Origin of the sequence: Streptomyces griseofuscus (assembly GCF_014673495.1) — a bacterium.
Taxonomy (GTDB): Bacteria; Actinomycetota; Actinomycetes; order Streptomycetales; family Streptomycetaceae; genus Streptomyces; species Streptomyces murinus.
Genome location: NZ_CP051006.1, coordinates 4387123 through 4401613, shown reverse-complemented (window position 1 = coordinate 4401613; position 14491 = coordinate 4387123). Strand labels below are relative to the sequence as shown.

The 14491-nt window shown below is 70.5% G+C and carries 15 protein-coding genes; 10 read left to right on the top strand and 5 right to left on the bottom strand.

The features are described 5' to 3' along the window. Positions 1-270: 270 nt before the first annotated feature. The 3 genes from HEP81_RS19560 to HEP81_RS19550 all read left to right on the top strand — a co-directional run bounded on the left by HEP81_RS19560 (position 271) and on the right by HEP81_RS19550 (position 3659). Positions 271-1383 (top strand): LacI family DNA-binding transcriptional regulator, encoded by a 1113-nt coding sequence (locus tag HEP81_RS19560; RefSeq protein WP_078967094.1) that lies wholly within the window; start codon positions 271-273, stop codon positions 1381-1383. A gap of 306 nt (positions 1384-1689) precedes the next feature. After that, entirely contained in the window at positions 1690-2769 is a 1080-nt protein-coding gene (locus HEP81_RS19555) for a metallophosphoesterase (protein WP_037650500.1), read from the top strand. A 182-nt stretch (positions 2770-2951) separates the two neighbouring features. After that, positions 2952-3659, top strand: coding sequence for a hypothetical protein (locus tag HEP81_RS19550; RefSeq protein ID WP_051849816.1), 708 nt, complete (start codon positions 2952-2954; stop codon positions 3657-3659). Between the two features lie 83 nt (positions 3660-3742). Here HEP81_RS19550 and thiC read toward each other — a convergent pair whose 3' ends face one another. Beyond that, positions 3743-5527 (bottom strand): phosphomethylpyrimidine synthase ThiC, encoded by a 1785-nt coding sequence (gene thiC / locus HEP81_RS19545; protein ID WP_037650498.1) that lies wholly within the window; start codon positions 5525-5527, stop codon positions 3743-3745. 242 nt (positions 5528-5769) lie between these two features. On the opposite strand from thiC, the gene HEP81_RS19540 reads away from it, so the two are divergent. Further along, complete coding sequence (locus tag HEP81_RS19540) at positions 5770-7266, top strand: YibE/F family protein (RefSeq protein WP_243279490.1); 1497 nt, start codon at positions 5770-5772, stop codon at positions 7264-7266. A gap of 165 nt (positions 7267-7431) precedes the next feature. Here the strand turns inward: HEP81_RS19540 and HEP81_RS19535 are convergent, their stop codons facing one another. The 4 genes from HEP81_RS19535 to HEP81_RS19520 form a co-directional block, all read right to left on the bottom strand. Continuing rightward, entirely contained in the window at positions 7432-7869 is a 438-nt protein-coding gene (locus HEP81_RS19535; RefSeq protein WP_037650496.1) for an SsgA family sporulation/cell division regulator, read from the bottom strand. Positions 7870-7967: 98 nt separating this feature from the next. Continuing rightward, positions 7968-8828: an IclR family transcriptional regulator gene (locus HEP81_RS19530; protein WP_182788402.1), complete on the bottom strand. Its 861-nt coding sequence runs from the start codon at positions 8826-8828 to the stop codon at positions 7968-7970. 200 nt (positions 8829-9028) lie between these two features. After that, positions 9029-9241 carry a DUF5326 family protein gene (locus tag HEP81_RS19525; RefSeq protein WP_037650493.1) on the bottom strand — a complete coding sequence of 71 codons (213 nt, stop codon included), beginning with the start codon at positions 9239-9241 and terminating at the stop codon, positions 9029-9031. 152 nt (positions 9242-9393) lie between these two features. Then, positions 9394-9711 carry a cupin domain-containing protein gene (locus HEP81_RS19520; protein ID WP_037650489.1) on the bottom strand — a complete coding sequence of 106 codons (318 nt, stop codon included), beginning with the start codon at positions 9709-9711 and terminating at the stop codon, positions 9394-9396. A gap of 59 nt (positions 9712-9770) precedes the next feature. Between HEP81_RS19520 and HEP81_RS19515 the strand changes: the two genes are divergently transcribed. The 6 genes from HEP81_RS19515 (at position 9771) to HEP81_RS19490 (ending at position 14484) form a co-directional block, all read left to right on the top strand. Continuing rightward, positions 9771-10148 (top strand): phage holin family protein, encoded by a 378-nt coding sequence (locus HEP81_RS19515; RefSeq protein ID WP_037650486.1) that lies wholly within the window; start codon positions 9771-9773, stop codon positions 10146-10148. Positions 10149-10155: 7 nt separating this feature from the next. Then, complete coding sequence (locus HEP81_RS19510) at positions 10156-10677, top strand: low molecular weight protein-tyrosine-phosphatase (protein WP_037650485.1); 522 nt, start codon at positions 10156-10158, stop codon at positions 10675-10677. Beyond that, a complete protein-coding gene (locus HEP81_RS19505; protein WP_037650483.1) occupies positions 10674-11822 on the top strand; it encodes a cystathionine gamma-lyase in 1149 nt (382 codons plus the stop codon). The genes HEP81_RS19510 and HEP81_RS19505 overlap by 4 nt, the downstream gene beginning before the upstream one ends. Positions 11823-12059: 237 nt before the next feature. Continuing rightward, complete coding sequence (locus HEP81_RS19500; RefSeq protein ID WP_037650481.1) at positions 12060-12965, top strand: LysR family transcriptional regulator; 906 nt, start codon at positions 12060-12062, stop codon at positions 12963-12965. Positions 12966-13046: 81 nt separating this feature from the next. Then, positions 13047-13529, top strand: coding sequence for an NUDIX domain-containing protein (locus tag HEP81_RS19495; RefSeq protein WP_037650478.1), 483 nt, complete (start codon positions 13047-13049; stop codon positions 13527-13529). 88 nt (positions 13530-13617) lie between these two features. Then, entirely contained in the window at positions 13618-14484 is an 867-nt protein-coding gene (locus HEP81_RS19490; RefSeq protein ID WP_037650476.1) for a GNAT family N-acetyltransferase, read from the top strand. Positions 14485-14491: the final 7 nt, after the last annotated feature.

Here is a 14491-nt window from a genome sequence, read left to right as displayed (position 1 = left end):
GATCTTTCGGGGGCGCGCCGCACATATATCTATGCGCCGGTGGCTTGCGCCGTAGCGCGCATCACCCGTGCAGGTGAGTTGAGACCTCTTCGAAACATCGGACCATTGGCAGGCTCATGCGCGCCGTCGCGCTATGTCTTGCCAAGAAAGCGCCCAACTGCCTTAGATTCACAGGTAGTTAACGCCGCATCACCATGCAGAAACGTGCCTGTCAACGAGTGCATATGCGTCCGCACTACCCCACCGCATGAGCCCTACTATCGGCTCGCCATGACAGCAGCAGGGAAGCACCAGGTGAGCCGCGCGGAAACCTCACGTCGAGGCAGCCGGCCGGGCCGGGCGGGCATCAGGGACGTGGCCGCCGCCGCCGGCGTCTCCATCACGACCGTCTCCGACGCCCTCAACGGCAAGGGCCGGCTCCCGGACGCCACCCGGCGCCATGTCCGCGAGGTCGCCGACCGGCTGGGGTACCGCCCCTCGGCCGCCGCCCGCACCCTCCGTACCGGCAAGTCGGGTCTGATCGGCCTGACCGTGACCACGTACGGGGATGAACCTTTCACCTTCACGGAGTTCGCGTACTTCGCCGAGATGGCGCGGGCCGCCACCTCGGCGGCGCTGGCCCGGGGCTACGCCCTGGTCATCCTGCCCGCGACCTCCCGCCACGACGTGTGGTCCAACGTCGCCCTCGACGGCACCGTCGTCATCGACCCCTCCGACCAGGACCCGGTGGTCAGCGAACTCGTCCGCCAGGGCCTGCCCGTCGTCTCCGACGGCCGCCCGGCGGGCGCGCTCCCGGTCACCGCCTGGGTGGACAACGACCACGAGGCCGCCGTCCTCGGCATCCTCGACCATCTCGCCGCCGCCGGCGCCCGCCGTATCGGGCTGCTCACCGGCACCTCGACCGACACGTACACCCACCTGTCGACCACGGCCTACCTGCACTGGTGCGAGCGGGTCGGCCAGGACCCGGTCTACGAGTCCTATCCGGCGCACGACCCGTGCGCGGGCGCCGTCGCCGCCGACCGGCTGCTCGCCCGGCCCGACCGGCCCGACGCGGTCTACGGGCTGTTCGACCCCAACGGCACCGATCTGCTCGCCGCCGCCCGCCGCTACGGGCTGCGCGTCCCGGACGATCTGCTGCTGGTGTGTTGCAGCGAGTCCACCGTGTACGCCAGCACCGAGCCGCCCGTCACCACGCTCTCGCTCAAGCCGCGCCGTATCGGCACGGCCGTCGTCCAGCTGCTCATCGACGCGATCGAGGGCGTGGAATCCGAGCAACCGGTCGAGCAGGTCATACCGACCGAGCTGATCGTGCGCACATCCTCCCAGCGGCGGCCCCCGCGCACGACGGTCAGCCCGCCGCGATCCCCGGACGACACGTAGGACGGGCCGCGCGCGGTGGTGCGGAAGCCGTTCGGGGACGGCTCGGACGGCTTTCGGCGGCGGCCCGGATGCCGTCGGACCGCGCGGCCGCGCCGGCCGCACCGGGTCGGCGGTCCTCCGACCGCCGGAGAACATCTGCCCAAACGGGGCGAAAGCCGCGGCGAAGCGGAGTCTTGTTCCGATTCACCACCCCTGGGTCATCACATGGCGCGACGCGCATTCCTATGATGGGCCCACGACACCGCGGACCGCTGCGACCAGGCAGTCCGAAGCGGTGCAGATGCGGCGCGATGGTGGAGGGGTCTGATGACTCAGGGGGCCGGTCAGGGACCCGAGGTGGAGCGGACGGCTACGCTGCGCGACTTCCGGGTGCCCGCGTACGTCCACGAGTCCGCTCCGTACGTCCCCCACACCCAGCAGGGCGAGAGCGCGCCGCCCGCCGAGGAGTCGTACCCCGAGGCGTACACGCCCACCCAGCGCGATCTGCCGGTCATCAACCGCGGCGACACGCTCCAGGTGCCCGTCGACCCGGCGCCCGCCGCCCCGGCCGCGCAGCCCGTGGCAGGACCCGGCCCGCTCTTCGTCGTGGGCGATGTGCACGGCTATCTCGACGAACTGATGGCCGCCCTGCGGGAGCAGGGGCTGATCGACGACGCGGGCCAGTGGTGCGCCGGCACCACCCGGCTGTGGTTCCTCGGCGACTTCACCGACCGCGGACCGGACGGCATCGGCGTCATCGACCTGGTGATGCGGCTGTCCGCCGAGGCGGCCGCGGCCGGCGGCTACTGCAAGGCCCTCATGGGCAACCACGAGCTGCTGCTGCTCGGCGCCAAGCGGTTCGGCGACACGCCCGTCAACTCCGGTGCGGGCACCGCCACGTTCCAGGCGGCCTGGCTGCTCAACGGCGGCCAGAAGACCGACATGGACCGTCTCCAGGACCACCATCTCCAGTGGATGGCCCGCCTCGACGCGCTCGAAGAGGTCGACGGCTATCTGCTGGTGCACTCCGACACCACCGCCTACCTCGACTACGGCGACTCCATCGAGGCCGTCAACGACACCGTCCGCGAGCGGCTCACCCGCAATGACGCGGACGAGTGCTGGGACCTGTTCCGCAAGCTCACCAAGCGCTTCTCCTTCCGCGACGAGGGCGGCGCCGACGCCGTGCGCTCCCTGCTGGACACCTACGGCGGCACCCGGATCGTGCACGGCCACAGCCCCATCCCCTATCTGCTGGGCGAAGTGGGCTCCGAGGACGGCGAGGAGAGCAACGACCCGGTGGTCGAAGGACCGCATGTCTATGCCGAGGGGCTCGCCATCGCCATGGACGGCGGAGTGACCATGGCCGGAAAGCTGCTGGTGAGGCAACTCCCGCTGGAGCACTGACCGTTCCCCGGGCGGCCGCCGCCATACCGGAGTACGCGCAGGCCGGGAGGCAATTTCCGGCATTCCCCTGTCACCACGCGCCGTCACGGCTCTACCATCGGCTTATCCGTAGCAGGCTCCCCTCCGTTTCTGCCCGATGGCTCGCCGCTGCGCGAGCCCCAAGCCCTACGGAGCATCGGGGGATGCACATGAACAGCCTTCCGCAGCACCTGCGGAACGAGGACCGCCGGGAGTTCGAGCGGCTCCTCGACGAGGTTCTGCGCTCCGCACCACACCGACCGGAACTGGCCGCCGTGGGACAGCGGCTCAACCCCGCGCAACTGCGCACCATGGCCATCGCCGCGTCCACGCTCATCACGGCGGCCGCGGCCGCCGAGTACCAGCGCTATGTGCGGATCCGGGACGAACTGCGCCACCCGGAGCAGGCCGCGGGCGCGGCCGGCGCCGCCCTCGCCGAGCCGGATCCGGCCGCGGCGGATCTCGCCGCCGCGCACGGCGCGGGGGCGGTCGCGGTCGTCGCCGTCCTGGCGCCGCTGCTGTCCGCGACCGCGGCGGTGATATTCCTGCTCATCGGCTACATCCTGAGAACCCTGGACCCAGGACAGTCCTTCGCCGGCACCATGCTCACCGCCGGCTGGGTGTTCGGGGCCCTGACCGTGGCCGCGCTTCTCGTCGCCGCCGCGGGACTGCTTCTGACCGCCCTGCGCAACGGCTCCTCCCCCGAATCCCGGGCCCGCGACGCCGCCACCGAGGAGGTCGCCAGAGCCAGAGCCGCCTGGGAGACCGCCCTTCTGGAACGCGGCATCCTTCCCTTCCTCCAGGAGGCCCTCGCCGACCATCCCGACCACACCGGCTCGGAACACGCCGACCCGGAACGCCAGCCGGACTGACCCCGCCGGGCGGGGGGCCTTCGGCCCGACAAGGCGCCGCTCCGAAGCCGGTGACCCGGCCGGAGCGGCGCTCGGCGTCCTCGTCAGTCCGCGATCGGCAGGTACACCCGGTTCCCGGCCTCGGCGAACTCCTTCGACTTCTGGGCCATGCCCTCCTCGATCTCGGTCCGGCTGCCGCCGTGTTCGCGGCGGATGTCCTGCGAGATCTTCATGCTGCAGAACTTCGGGCCGCACATGGAGCAGAAGTGCGCCGTCTTGGCGGGCTCGGCCGGAAGGGTCTCGTCATGGAAGTCGCGGGCCGTGTCCGGGTCGAGGGCCAGATTGAACTGGTCTTCCCAGCGGAACTCGAAGCGCGCGTCCGAGAGGGCGTCGTCCCAGTCCTGCGCGCCCGGGTGCCCCTTGGCGAGGTCGGCCGCATGGGCGGCGATCTTGTAGGTGATGACGCCGGTCTTGACGTCGTCCCGGTTGGGCAGGCCCAGGTGTTCCTTCGGCGTGACGTAGCAGAGCATCGCCGTGCCCCACCAGGCGATCATCGCGGCGCCGATGCCGGAGGTGATGTGGTCGTACGCCGGTGCGATGTCCGTGGTCAACGGGCCGAGCGTATAGAACGGCGCCTCGTCGCAGATCTCCTGCTGGAGGTCGATGTTCTCCTTGATCTTGTGCATCGGGACATGCCCGGGGCCCTCGATCATCGTCTGTACGTTCAACCGCCGGGCGATCCGGCCGAGTTCCCCGAGGGTGCGCAGCTCCGCGAACTGGGCCTCGTCATTGGCGTCCGCGATGGACCCGGGCCGCAGTCCGTCGCCCAGCGAGTACGTGACGTCGTAGGCGGCGAGGATCTCGCACAGCTCCTCGAAGTTCTCGTACAGGAACGAGTCCTTGTGGTGCGCCAGGCACCACGCGGCCATGATGGAGCCGCCCCGCGAGACGATGCCGGTCTTGCGGTTGGCCGTGAGCGGTACGAACGGCAGCCGTACGCCCGCGTGGACGGTCATGTAGTCCACGCCCTGCTCGGCCTGTTCGATGACGGTGTCCTTGTAGATCTCCCAGGTCAGCTCCTCCGCCCTGCCATCGACCTTCTCCAGCGCCTGGTACAGCGGCACCGTGCCGATCGGGACGGGGGAGTTGCGCAGCACCCACTCGCGGGTGGTGTGGATGTTGCGGCCGGTGGAGAGGTCCATGACCGTGTCGGCGCCCCAGCGGGTCGCCCAGGTCATCTTCTCGACCTCCTCCTCGATGGACGACGTCACCGCGGAGTTGCCGATATTGGCGTTCACCTTCACCAGGAACCGCTTGCCGATGATCATCGGCTCGATCTCCGGGTGGTTGACGTTGGCCGGCAGCACCGCCCGGCCCGCCGCGATCTCCTCGCGGACCACCTCGGGGGAGACGTTCTCCCGGAGGGCCACGAACTCCATCTCGGGCGTGATCTCGCCCCTGCGCGCATACGCGAGCTGTGTCACCGCCTGCCCGCCCCGGCCCCGGCGCGGCTGGCGCGGACGGCCCGGGAAGACCGCGTCCAGGTTGCGCAGCCCGCCACGCGGCGAGGTGTGCTTGATGCCGTCGTCCTCGGGACGGGCGGGACGGCCCGCGTACTCCTCGGTGTCGCCGCGGGCGATGATCCAGTTCCCCCGCAGCGGCGCCAGCCCCCGGCGGACGTCGGTGTCGACGAGCTGATCGGTGTACGGGCCCGACGTGTCGTACAGCGTGACCGACTGCCCGTTGGTGAGGTGCACCTGACGGACCGGCACCCGCAGGTCGGGGCGCGAGCCCTCGACATACGCCTTGTGCCAGCCGATGGACTTCCCGGCCTCCGAGGACATGTCGTCCTGGACGGAGGCAGGCGTGCGTGCGTCCTTGTTGGTCATGAGACCTACTCCCTACGCCGGCATTACCCGGTAACAGGTTCGGCGGTCGACGCAGCGGCTTCCGTTGTCCGAGGTCTCCCGGGGAACATCGCATGTTCCACGTGAAACATCGCTTCTACGGAGGTCAGCGCCCTCTCAGCCCGGTGCTCCGAGCTCCCGCGTGTGCAAAGGTGTCTCCACGCTAGCGTCATCCGTGACGCGATGAACAGTGGGCCCTCCTCGGTTCTTGCGATGATCTGGCGATGACCCGGATGGACCAGCACCCGTACCAGCCGCCCGGCCCGCGCCGACCCGACGGCTCGGCACCCCCGAGCCAGGCCCACCGTCACGACCACAGCCAAGCCCAGGCCCCGGTCCAGAGCCCGGCCTCAGCCCCGGCCCCGGGTCACGGCCACGGGCGCGGGCACAGCGACGGCGCAAGCCACGGACACGGCTCCGGGCACGGACATGGGCACAGCCACAGCCATGGCCCCGCCGCGCCCGTCTCCCGGCATCTGCGCAAGGTGATCGCGGCGATCCTCGTCCCGTTCACCGCGGCGGTCGTGGTCGGTCTGGTGGTGCTCTGGCCCGGTGGCGCCCCCGCGCACAAGCACAGCGGTGTCGGCTTCGACCGGCAGACCCAACAGGCCACCGTGACCCGGGTGGCCGAGGTGAGCTGCGCCTCGGTGAACGCCGGCGGCGGAGCACCGAGCGGCGATGCCTCCGGCGGCCCCTCGACGGATCAGCAGTCCGGCGGCACCTGCAAGAAGGCGACCGTCCGGGTCGACACCGGCAAGGACAAGGGCCGTACGTTCACCGAGATCGTGCAGCCCGACCAGCCCCGGCAGCTGCACCAGGGCGAGCAGGTCATCGCCGCCTACGAGCCGACCGCTCCGAAGGATCTCCAGTACTCGGTCGCCGATGTGAATCGCAAGTTCCCGATGGCGCTGCTCGCGGGCATCTTCGCGGTCGCCGTCGTGGTGGTGGGCCGGCTGCGCGGGGTCATGGCCCTGGTGGCGCTGGCGGTGAGCTTCCTGGTGCTGAACCAGTTCATCCTGCCCGCGATCCTCCAGGGCTCCAATCCCCTGCTGGTGGCGGTGATCGGGTCGAGCGCCATCATGCTGATCGCCCTGTACATGTGCCACGGCCTGTCGGCCCGTACGTCGGTGGCGGTGCTCGGCACGCTGATCTCGCTGTCCCTGATCGGCCTGCTCGGCTCCGTGTTCATCGGCTGGGCCGCCCTCACCGGCAACACCGACGACAGCACCGGTCTGATCCACGGTCTGTACCCGAAGATCGACATGAGCGGTCTGCTGCTGGCCGGCGTCATCATCGGCTCGCTCGGCGTCCTGGACGATGTGACGGTCACCCAGACCTCCGCCGTGTGGGAGTTGCACGAGGCCAACCCCACGATGGGCCCGCGCGGTCTGTACCGGGCGGCCATCCGGATCGGCCGCGACCACATCGCGTCCGTCGTCAACACCCTTGTGCTCGCCTACGCCGGTGCCGCGCTGCCGCTGCTGCTGCTGTTCTCCATCGCGCAGAGCAGCGTGGGGGCGGTGGCCAACAGCGAGCTGGTGGCCGAGGAGATCGTGCGCACCCTGGTGGGTTCCATCGGGCTGGTCGCCTCGGTGCCGGTCACCACCGCGCTCGCCGCCCTGGTGGTGGCGGCCGACCGGAGCGCCCCGGGTACGGAGACCTCCACCGGCACCCAGCCCCTGCCGGCCCGTGGTGGCCGGGGACGGCGCCGGAAGCGCTGAGGCGGGGCGGGGCGGCCCGTCCGGCAGGGGACCGGACACCGCCCGCCGCCCTGCCCGCCGTCCCGCGCGGAAGCCCGTACGAGGCCCCGTACGGGACCTTCTGAAGAAGCGTTACTGCACGGCCCTGTGGCACCGGGCGGAGCGCCCCTGCCGTCTCTCGGCATCTCAGCCCGCGCTCTGCTCCTCGGCGAGGATCCGGTCCAGCGCTTCGTCCAGATGGGCGTCGAAGTCGGCGAGCGCGCCCTCCTGGCCGAGCGGCACCAGCTTGTCCGTGCGATCGAGGAAGGCCACGAGCGGCGCCGCCGACGAGCGGAACAGTGCCTGGTCGCCGCCGACCTGAAGCCTGATCAGCACCTCGCCCAGCACATCGGCCTCGACGGGGGAGATCCGCACATCCCCTTCCCCGCACGGCCGTCCGACGCCGTCGATCAGCAGTTCCCGTCCGAAGACCCAGGTCACCGGGGCATCGCCGGGCAGATGGAAGGTGAGCCGCACGGCGTAGGGATCGCCGGTCTCGTAGCGCAACTCCACCGGAATGCGGAAGGAGAGCTCCTCCGAGACGAGAAAGCTCATCATGACCTCTGCCTGTACGGACTCGCGCATCGCCTACCCCGTCATATGACATCGACTGGCCGGGTTTGATCCCTCTGACCGTGGTAAATCTTGCTGAAAGTACACAGTGGATCACAAGGAGTAAGTTTTCAGATACTGATAGAGAGGGTCAGGGATCCCAGATGCCGTCCGATCTCCGTCTGGAGCCGCTGCGCCGCGGGCAGTAGCCGGTCGGCCTGATGGGCCGGGAGGGAGATGGCCATGGTGGCCGCGGTGGTGCCGACCGTGATGGGGACCGCCGCGCAGACCGTGCCGAGCGCGTACTCCTGGCGCTCCGTCACCGGTTCCATGCGCCGCACCCGGGCCAGCCGCCTCAGCAGGGCGTCGCTGTCCCGCACGGTGTAGGGCGTGAGGGCCTGCACCGGATAGCGGGCGAGGTACTCGCGCCGGGCGCCCTCGTCCAGCTGGGAGAGCAGGCACTGCCCGATGGCGTGCGCGTGCCCGGTCTCGCGGAAGTCGGCCCACTCCTCGGCCGCGGGGGACTCACGGGAGTCGGCGACGCAGAGAACCTCGATCTCGCCGTCGCGGTACATCGCGTAGTACATCGGGGCGCCGATGGAATCGCGCCAGTGCGCGAGGGTGTCGGCGAGCCTGCCGCGACGTTTCTCCCGCGCTCCGCTGCTGCTCAGCCGCTCGGCCGCGTCGCCGAGGAAGAAGAGCCCCTTGTCCCGGCGCAGATAGCCCTCGTGCACCAGGGTGCGCAGCAGATGGTAGGTGGTGGGCAGGGCCAGGCCGGTCGCGCGGGCGAGCTGCTTGGCGGGGGCGCCGTACGGATGGGCCGCGACGGTCTCCAGCAGCCGCATGGCGCGCTGCACGGAGCCGATGAGGGTCGTGGGGGCCGGCTGCGGGGGGACGGCCATCCCGGGCGGCCGCCGGGCCGGTGGGGTGCGGGGGCGTGGCTGGGCGGGGAGTGCGGGGGTTTTCGCCGGTGCGGTGTCGACCGTGGCCAAGGGTTACTCCGGAAACGCGAGGGGGCAGCCCGTGCGTGGGTGGGGAGCACGGATGGGTTTCTGCGCCACCCACGGGGCCGCACCCCGCGGGAGTTCCGGACTCTAACCGGCCGCCATCGCGTGGGGCCGGGCTCACGGGGAAACTTCCCTCCCCCGAGGGAACCGGCACCCCCTTACCGGTCACCGGTTCCCGTGTTGACTCACCAGTCGCCGTGCGAGGAGGAGTTGGACATGAACTTGCGCACGATGTAGATCAGTCCGCCGACCAGGGCGACGAAGATCAGCGCCTTGAACAGCAGCCCGATCACGAAACCGACGACGCTCGCTATCAGGCCGCCGAACACGACCAGGGCGATGACCGGCACCGCGACCCACTTCACCCACCACGGCAGTCCCGCGAAGATCCCTCGCATGGCCCTCGTCCTTCTCGTCTCGTGCGTACGTGTACGTCGCGTACGGTCCCGATGTCCTGCACCCGATGCTAGAGCCGAGGGAGGGTCCAGCGGGGGCCTCGCAGCCCTTGTCCTCCCCTGAGCCGTCCCCTAGGGAACCCGGAGACCGACCCTCACGCCTCGGGTGGAGAGAACACGACGAGCACCCGCAGATCCTCGCTGATGTGGTGGAACTTGTGAGCGACACCGGCGGGCACGTACACCACGCTGCCCCGTGCCACCTCGGTCGTCTCCAGGCCGACGGTGATCGACGCCCGGCCGCTGACGACGAAGTACACCTCGTCCTGCTTGTGCGGCTGCTGCGGGTCGTGCGCGCCCGAGTCGAGGGCGTAGAGGCCGACCGACATGTTCCGCTCGCGCAGGAACTGAAGGTAGGCACCCTCGTTGGCGGCACGCTCCGCCTCCAGATCGTCCAGCCGGAATACCTTCATCCGATTCGTCGCCCTCGCCTCGCTGCTCGCTTCCGACCGGGTCTGCCACGATCGGACACATGAAGAATTTCGTAGTCAAGACGATCGTGAACGCGGGCGCCCTTGCGGTGGCCGTCTGGCTCCTCGACAAGATCACTCTGACCGGTGCCAGCACGGCCAAGAAGGTCGGCACGCTGATCGTCGTAGCGCTGATCTTCGGCCTGGTGAACTCCCTGGTCAAGCCGATCCTGAAGGTGCTCACCTTCCCGCTGTTCATCCTGACCCTGGGTCTGATCACCCTGATCGTCAACGCGCTGATGCTGCTGCTGACGTCCTGGGTGTGCGGCAAGCTCCAGTTGAGCTTCCATGTGGAGGGGTTCTGGACGGCCGTGCTCGGCGGTCTGATCATCTCGGTCGTCTCCTGGGCCCTGCACATGTTCCTTCCGGACGAGGACTGAGCGCCCCATGACCTACCGCGTCTGCTTCGTGTGCACCGGCAACATCTGCCGTTCCCCGATGGCCGAGTACGTCTTCCGCGCACGGGTGGCGGAGGCCGGCCTGACGGACCGGGTGGAGATCGACAGCGCGGGCACCGGCGGCTGGCACGAGGGCGAGGCCGCCGACCCGCGCACCGTCACCGTCCTCCGAGACAGCGGCTACGACTGCGACCACATCGCACGCCGGTTCCAGCCGTCCTGGTTCGCCCGCCGCGACCTCGTGATCGCCCTCGACACCGGTCATCTGCGGGACCTGCGCCGCCTGGCGCCCACCGAGGACGACGCGCGCAAGGTCCGCCTGCTGCGCGCCTACGCCCACCGCTCGACCGGCGTCCTCGCGCCGGACGATTCCCTGGGCGGCGATCTCGATGTGCCGGACCCGTACTACGGCGGCCCGGACGGTTTCGCGGAATGCCTTGAGATGGTGGAGGAGGCGAGCACCGGACTGCTCGCCGCCGTACGGGAACACCTGGAGGGACGGGCCGCATGAGCGACGCAACCGTGGACGAGGGGCCCGTGGGTGACGGCACCCGTGCGGTCCGGGCCGGGCTGCCCGAGCCGGTCAAGCACGAGCCGACGCTGCCGGGCCCCGTCTTCGCCGCGCACTTCCATCTGCCGGGCGAGGTGACGGGGCCGTACTCCTACGGCCGTGACGACAACCCGACCTGGACGCTGCTGGAGAACGCCATCGGCGAGCTGGAGGCTCCCGGGCGGCCGGACGTCGAGACGCTGGTGTTCGCCTCCGGCATGGCCGCGATCTCCGCCGTGCTGTTCTCCCAGCTGCGCGCCGGGGACGCGGTGGTGCTGCCGTCCGACGGCTACCAGGCACTGCCGCTGGTCCGCGCCCAGCTGGAGGCGTACGGCGTCGAGGTGCGCACCGCCCCCACCGGCGGGGACGCCCAGCTGGAGGCCCTGGAGGGGGCCCGGCTGCTGTGGATCGAGTCCCCGTCGAACCCGGGGCTCGATGTGTGCGACATCCGACGTCTTGCGGTCGCGGCGCATGCCCAGGGCACCCTGGTGGCCGTGGACAACACCCTCGCCACGCCGCTCGGCCAGCGCCCGCTGGCCCTGGGCGCCGATTTCACCGTGGCCAGCGGCACCAAGCAGCTCACCGGGCACGGCGACGTCCTGCTCGGGTACGTGGCAGGCCGGGACGCCGAGGCGATGGCGGCCGTACGCCGCTGGCGCAAGATCGTCGGGGCGATCCCGGGGCCGATGGAGGCGTGGCTCGCGCATCGCTCCATCGCCACGATCCAGCTGCGCGTGGACCGGCAGAACGACACCGCGCTCATCGTCGCCGAGGCCCTGCGGCAGCGCCCTGAGGTCATGGATCTGCGCTATCCCGGGCTGCCGGACGACCCCGCGCACCCGATCGCTTCGCGGCAGATGCGCCGCTACGGCTGCGTCGTCTCGTTCACGATGCCCACGCGTGCGCGTGCCGAGCGTTTTCTCGCCGCCCTGCGGCTGGTGGAGGACGCGACGAGCTTCGGCGGGGTGCGCTCCACGGCCGAGCGCCGCGGCCGCTGGGGCGGGGACGCCGTCCCTGAGGGCTTCGTCCGGATGTCCGTCGGCGCCGAGGATCCCGAGGACCTGGTGGCGGACATCCTGCGCGCCCTGGACGAGTCGGCGGAGTAACCCGGCGCCTCCGCCGACCCGGCCCGTGCAGGCGCCGTCCTGCCCTGTCGTACGACGGTCCGAGCCTCCCCCCTCGTGGCTCGGACCGCCTCCGGTTCCGCTTGCGAAGAACCTTGCGAACAAGGCTAGTTGACTCTCCGTCAGTGTCCAATCACGCTAGCGACAGGGGCCTATCGACATATTTATAGTTGACGCCTGCCGGGGCCGGACAAGGGCGAGGGCAGGGGAGGGCATGCCATGGATCTGGCCTTGCTGCGCACCTTCGTCACCGTGCACCGGGCCGGTTCCTTCACTCGCGCCGCGGCCCTGCTCGGCCTCTCCCAGCCCGCCGTCACCTCACAGATCCGCACCCTGGAACGCCAGCTGGGAAAGCCCCTCTTCCTGCGCCAGGCGCGCGGGGTCACCCCGACCAGCATCGGCGACGAACTCGCTCACAAGGCCGCACCCCACCTCGACGCACTGGTGGAGATAGCCGAGTCCCGCCCGGACGACGAGTCCTCGCCGACGACCCTGCATCTGGCCGGGCCCCCGGAGTTCACCGCCGAACGCGCCCTGCCCGCCCTCGCGGAACTGACCGGGAAGAGCCATCGGGGCTTCGCGCTGCGCGCCTCCTTCGGGGCCTCGGAGGAGGTGCTGGAGGGACTCGCGGCCGGTCACCACGATCTGGCGATCAGCACCGTCCGACCGCGCGGCGCCCTGTTCAGTGCGACGGCGCTCTGCGACGAGGAGCATGTGCTGGTCGCCGCTCCCCGCTGGGCGAAGCGCCTCGACCCCGACGCGCTACGACTGAAGGGGGCGCCCGCCCTCCAGGACCTGCCCGTGATCGACGTCCATGAGTCGCTGCCCTTCGTCTCCCGCTACTGGGCCTCCGTCTTCGACGCCCGCCCCGCCGCCCCCGGCACGGTCGTCGCCCCCGATCTGCGGGCCGCCCTCGCCTGTGCGAGCGCGGGCGCGGGCGTGGCCGTACTTCCCCGCTATCTCTGCGCACCGGCCCTCGACCGGGGCGCGGTCGTGGCCCTGCACGACCCGGTGGTGCCGCCGCTGCGCACCTATTTCCTGGTGGTCCGCACGGGCACACTCGCCCTGCCGACCATGGCCCGCGCCCACGAGGGGCTGCTGCGGGCGGCCGCGAGCTGGGGCTGACGCCCCCAGGGCCACGCAGCGCGGTCAACCGGTTCCGCTTTGCGATGTTTCACGTGGAACCAGCCGGGCCACATTTCTCCCATGACCGTCCGACCCGTGGTCAAGCGCACCGCCCGTGCCGTTCTGCTGGACGGCGACGACCTGATCCTGATCAAGCGCACCAAGCCCGGCGTCGATCCCTACTGGGTGACCCCCGGAGGCGGGGTCGATCCCGAGGACTCGACCGTCGTCGACGCCCTGCACCGGGAGGTGTACGAGGAACTGGGCGCCAAGATCAGCGATGTGGTGCCGTGTTTCGTGGACACCGTGGAGCACATCGGTGAGGACGGTGGCGCGACCGGCGTGAAGGTGCAGCACTTTTTCGTCTGCCGACTGGCGTCCATGGACCCGTCCCTGCGCCATGGCCCGGAGGTGGAGGAGCCCGCCGGCGAGTACGAGATCGTCCGCGTCCCGTTCACCCGTGTCGGCATCGCGTCCGTCCATCTCGTCCCGCTGTCACTGCGGCACTATCTGGACGGCAACATCGAGGGCGTACGCGCCATGCACGCCCCCGACCTGGGGTAGCGGGCGCGTCCTGCCGGGTGGCGGACGGAGCGATGTTTCACGTGAAACGGGTGGACGCCGGGGGTTCCCTTCGGACAGCCTGACGTGCGTGCCAACTCCTTCCCTCGACGCACTGCCCATCCGTCGTCTGACGCTGCGCGATCTCACCGCCTGCGCCGACCTGTCCGAGGACCGGGGGTGGCCACGCGAGGAACACAAGTGGGGCTTCCTCCTCACCGCCGGGCGCGGCTACGGCATCGACGACCCTCAGGGTGGTCTCGTCGCCGCGTGCGTCATCACCGAGTACGGCTCCTGGGGACAACCGGAACTCGGCGCCATCGGCATGGTGCTGGTTGCCGAACGCCACGCCCGCAGGGGTGTCGGCCGCCGCCTGATGCGGCATGTGGTGTCCGCCATGGACGGCACCCCGCTGACCCTGTACGCCACGGAGAAGGGCCGCCCTCTGTACGAGGAGCTGGGCTTCAAGGTGACGGGCCGGGCGGAGATGCTCAGGGGCCGCTTCTCTCCCGGCGGTTCGGACCTCGGGGTCACGACGCGGGCCGCCACCGCGGAGGATCTTCCCCGGATCCTGTGCGTGGACGAGGAGGCATTCGGCGCCGACCGGACACCGCTCATCGCACGGCTCCCGGCCTTCGCGGACCAGCTGCGGGTGGCCGAGGAGGACGGCCGGATCATCGGCTACGCGGCCGCGTGGCCCAACATGGACACCCATGTCGTCGGCCCGCTGATCGCCCGGGACACGGAGACCGCCCAGGCCCTGATCGCCTCACTGGCGGCCGGCACGGACCGCCCGCTGCGCACCGACATCGACGTACGCCACGAGGAGTTGCTGACCTGGGCCAAGGCCCGGGGGCTGGCCTCGGTGACGCACAACTCGGTGATGACGTACGGCATCACGGAGCTTCCGGGCGACTGGACGCGCAGATTCGCCCCGCTGACGGTGGCCGCCGGCTGAGACGTCG

What these genes read in the sequence shown, in the direction of transcription:
- HEP81_RS19505 (WP_037650483.1), top strand. Translation starts at nt 10,674, where the DNA reads ATGAGCGACGCAACCGTGGACGAGGGGCCCGTGGGTGACGGCACCCGT.
- HEP81_RS19535 (WP_037650496.1), bottom strand. Translation starts at nt 7,869, where the DNA reads ATGCGCGAGTCCGTACAGGCAGAGGTCATGATGAGCTTTCTCGTCTCG.
- HEP81_RS19525 (WP_037650493.1), bottom strand. Translation starts at nt 9,241, where the DNA reads ATGCGAGGGATCTTCGCGGGACTGCCGTGGTGGGTGAAGTGGGTCGCG.
- HEP81_RS19555 (WP_037650500.1), top strand. Translation starts at nt 1,690, where the DNA reads ATGACTCAGGGGGCCGGTCAGGGACCCGAGGTGGAGCGGACGGCTACG.
- HEP81_RS19515 (WP_037650486.1), top strand. Translation starts at nt 9,771, where the DNA reads ATGAAGAATTTCGTAGTCAAGACGATCGTGAACGCGGGCGCCCTTGCG.
- HEP81_RS19520 (WP_037650489.1), bottom strand. Translation starts at nt 9,711, where the DNA reads ATGAAGGTATTCCGGCTGGACGATCTGGAGGCGGAGCGTGCCGCCAAC.
- thiC (WP_037650498.1), bottom strand. Translation starts at nt 5,527, where the DNA reads ATGACCAACAAGGACGCACGCACGCCTGCCTCCGTCCAGGACGACATG.
- HEP81_RS19495 (WP_037650478.1), top strand. Translation starts at nt 13,047, where the DNA reads ATGACCGTCCGACCCGTGGTCAAGCGCACCGCCCGTGCCGTTCTGCTG.
- HEP81_RS19550 (WP_051849816.1), top strand. Translation starts at nt 2,952, where the DNA reads ATGCACATGAACAGCCTTCCGCAGCACCTGCGGAACGAGGACCGCCGG.
- HEP81_RS19510 (WP_037650485.1), top strand. Translation starts at nt 10,156, where the DNA reads ATGACCTACCGCGTCTGCTTCGTGTGCACCGGCAACATCTGCCGTTCC.
- HEP81_RS19540 (WP_243279490.1), top strand. Translation starts at nt 5,770, where the DNA reads ATGACCCGGATGGACCAGCACCCGTACCAGCCGCCCGGCCCGCGCCGA.
- HEP81_RS19500 (WP_037650481.1), top strand. Translation starts at nt 12,060, where the DNA reads ATGGATCTGGCCTTGCTGCGCACCTTCGTCACCGTGCACCGGGCCGGT.
- HEP81_RS19560 (WP_078967094.1), top strand. Translation starts at nt 271, where the DNA reads ATGACAGCAGCAGGGAAGCACCAGGTGAGCCGCGCGGAAACCTCACGT.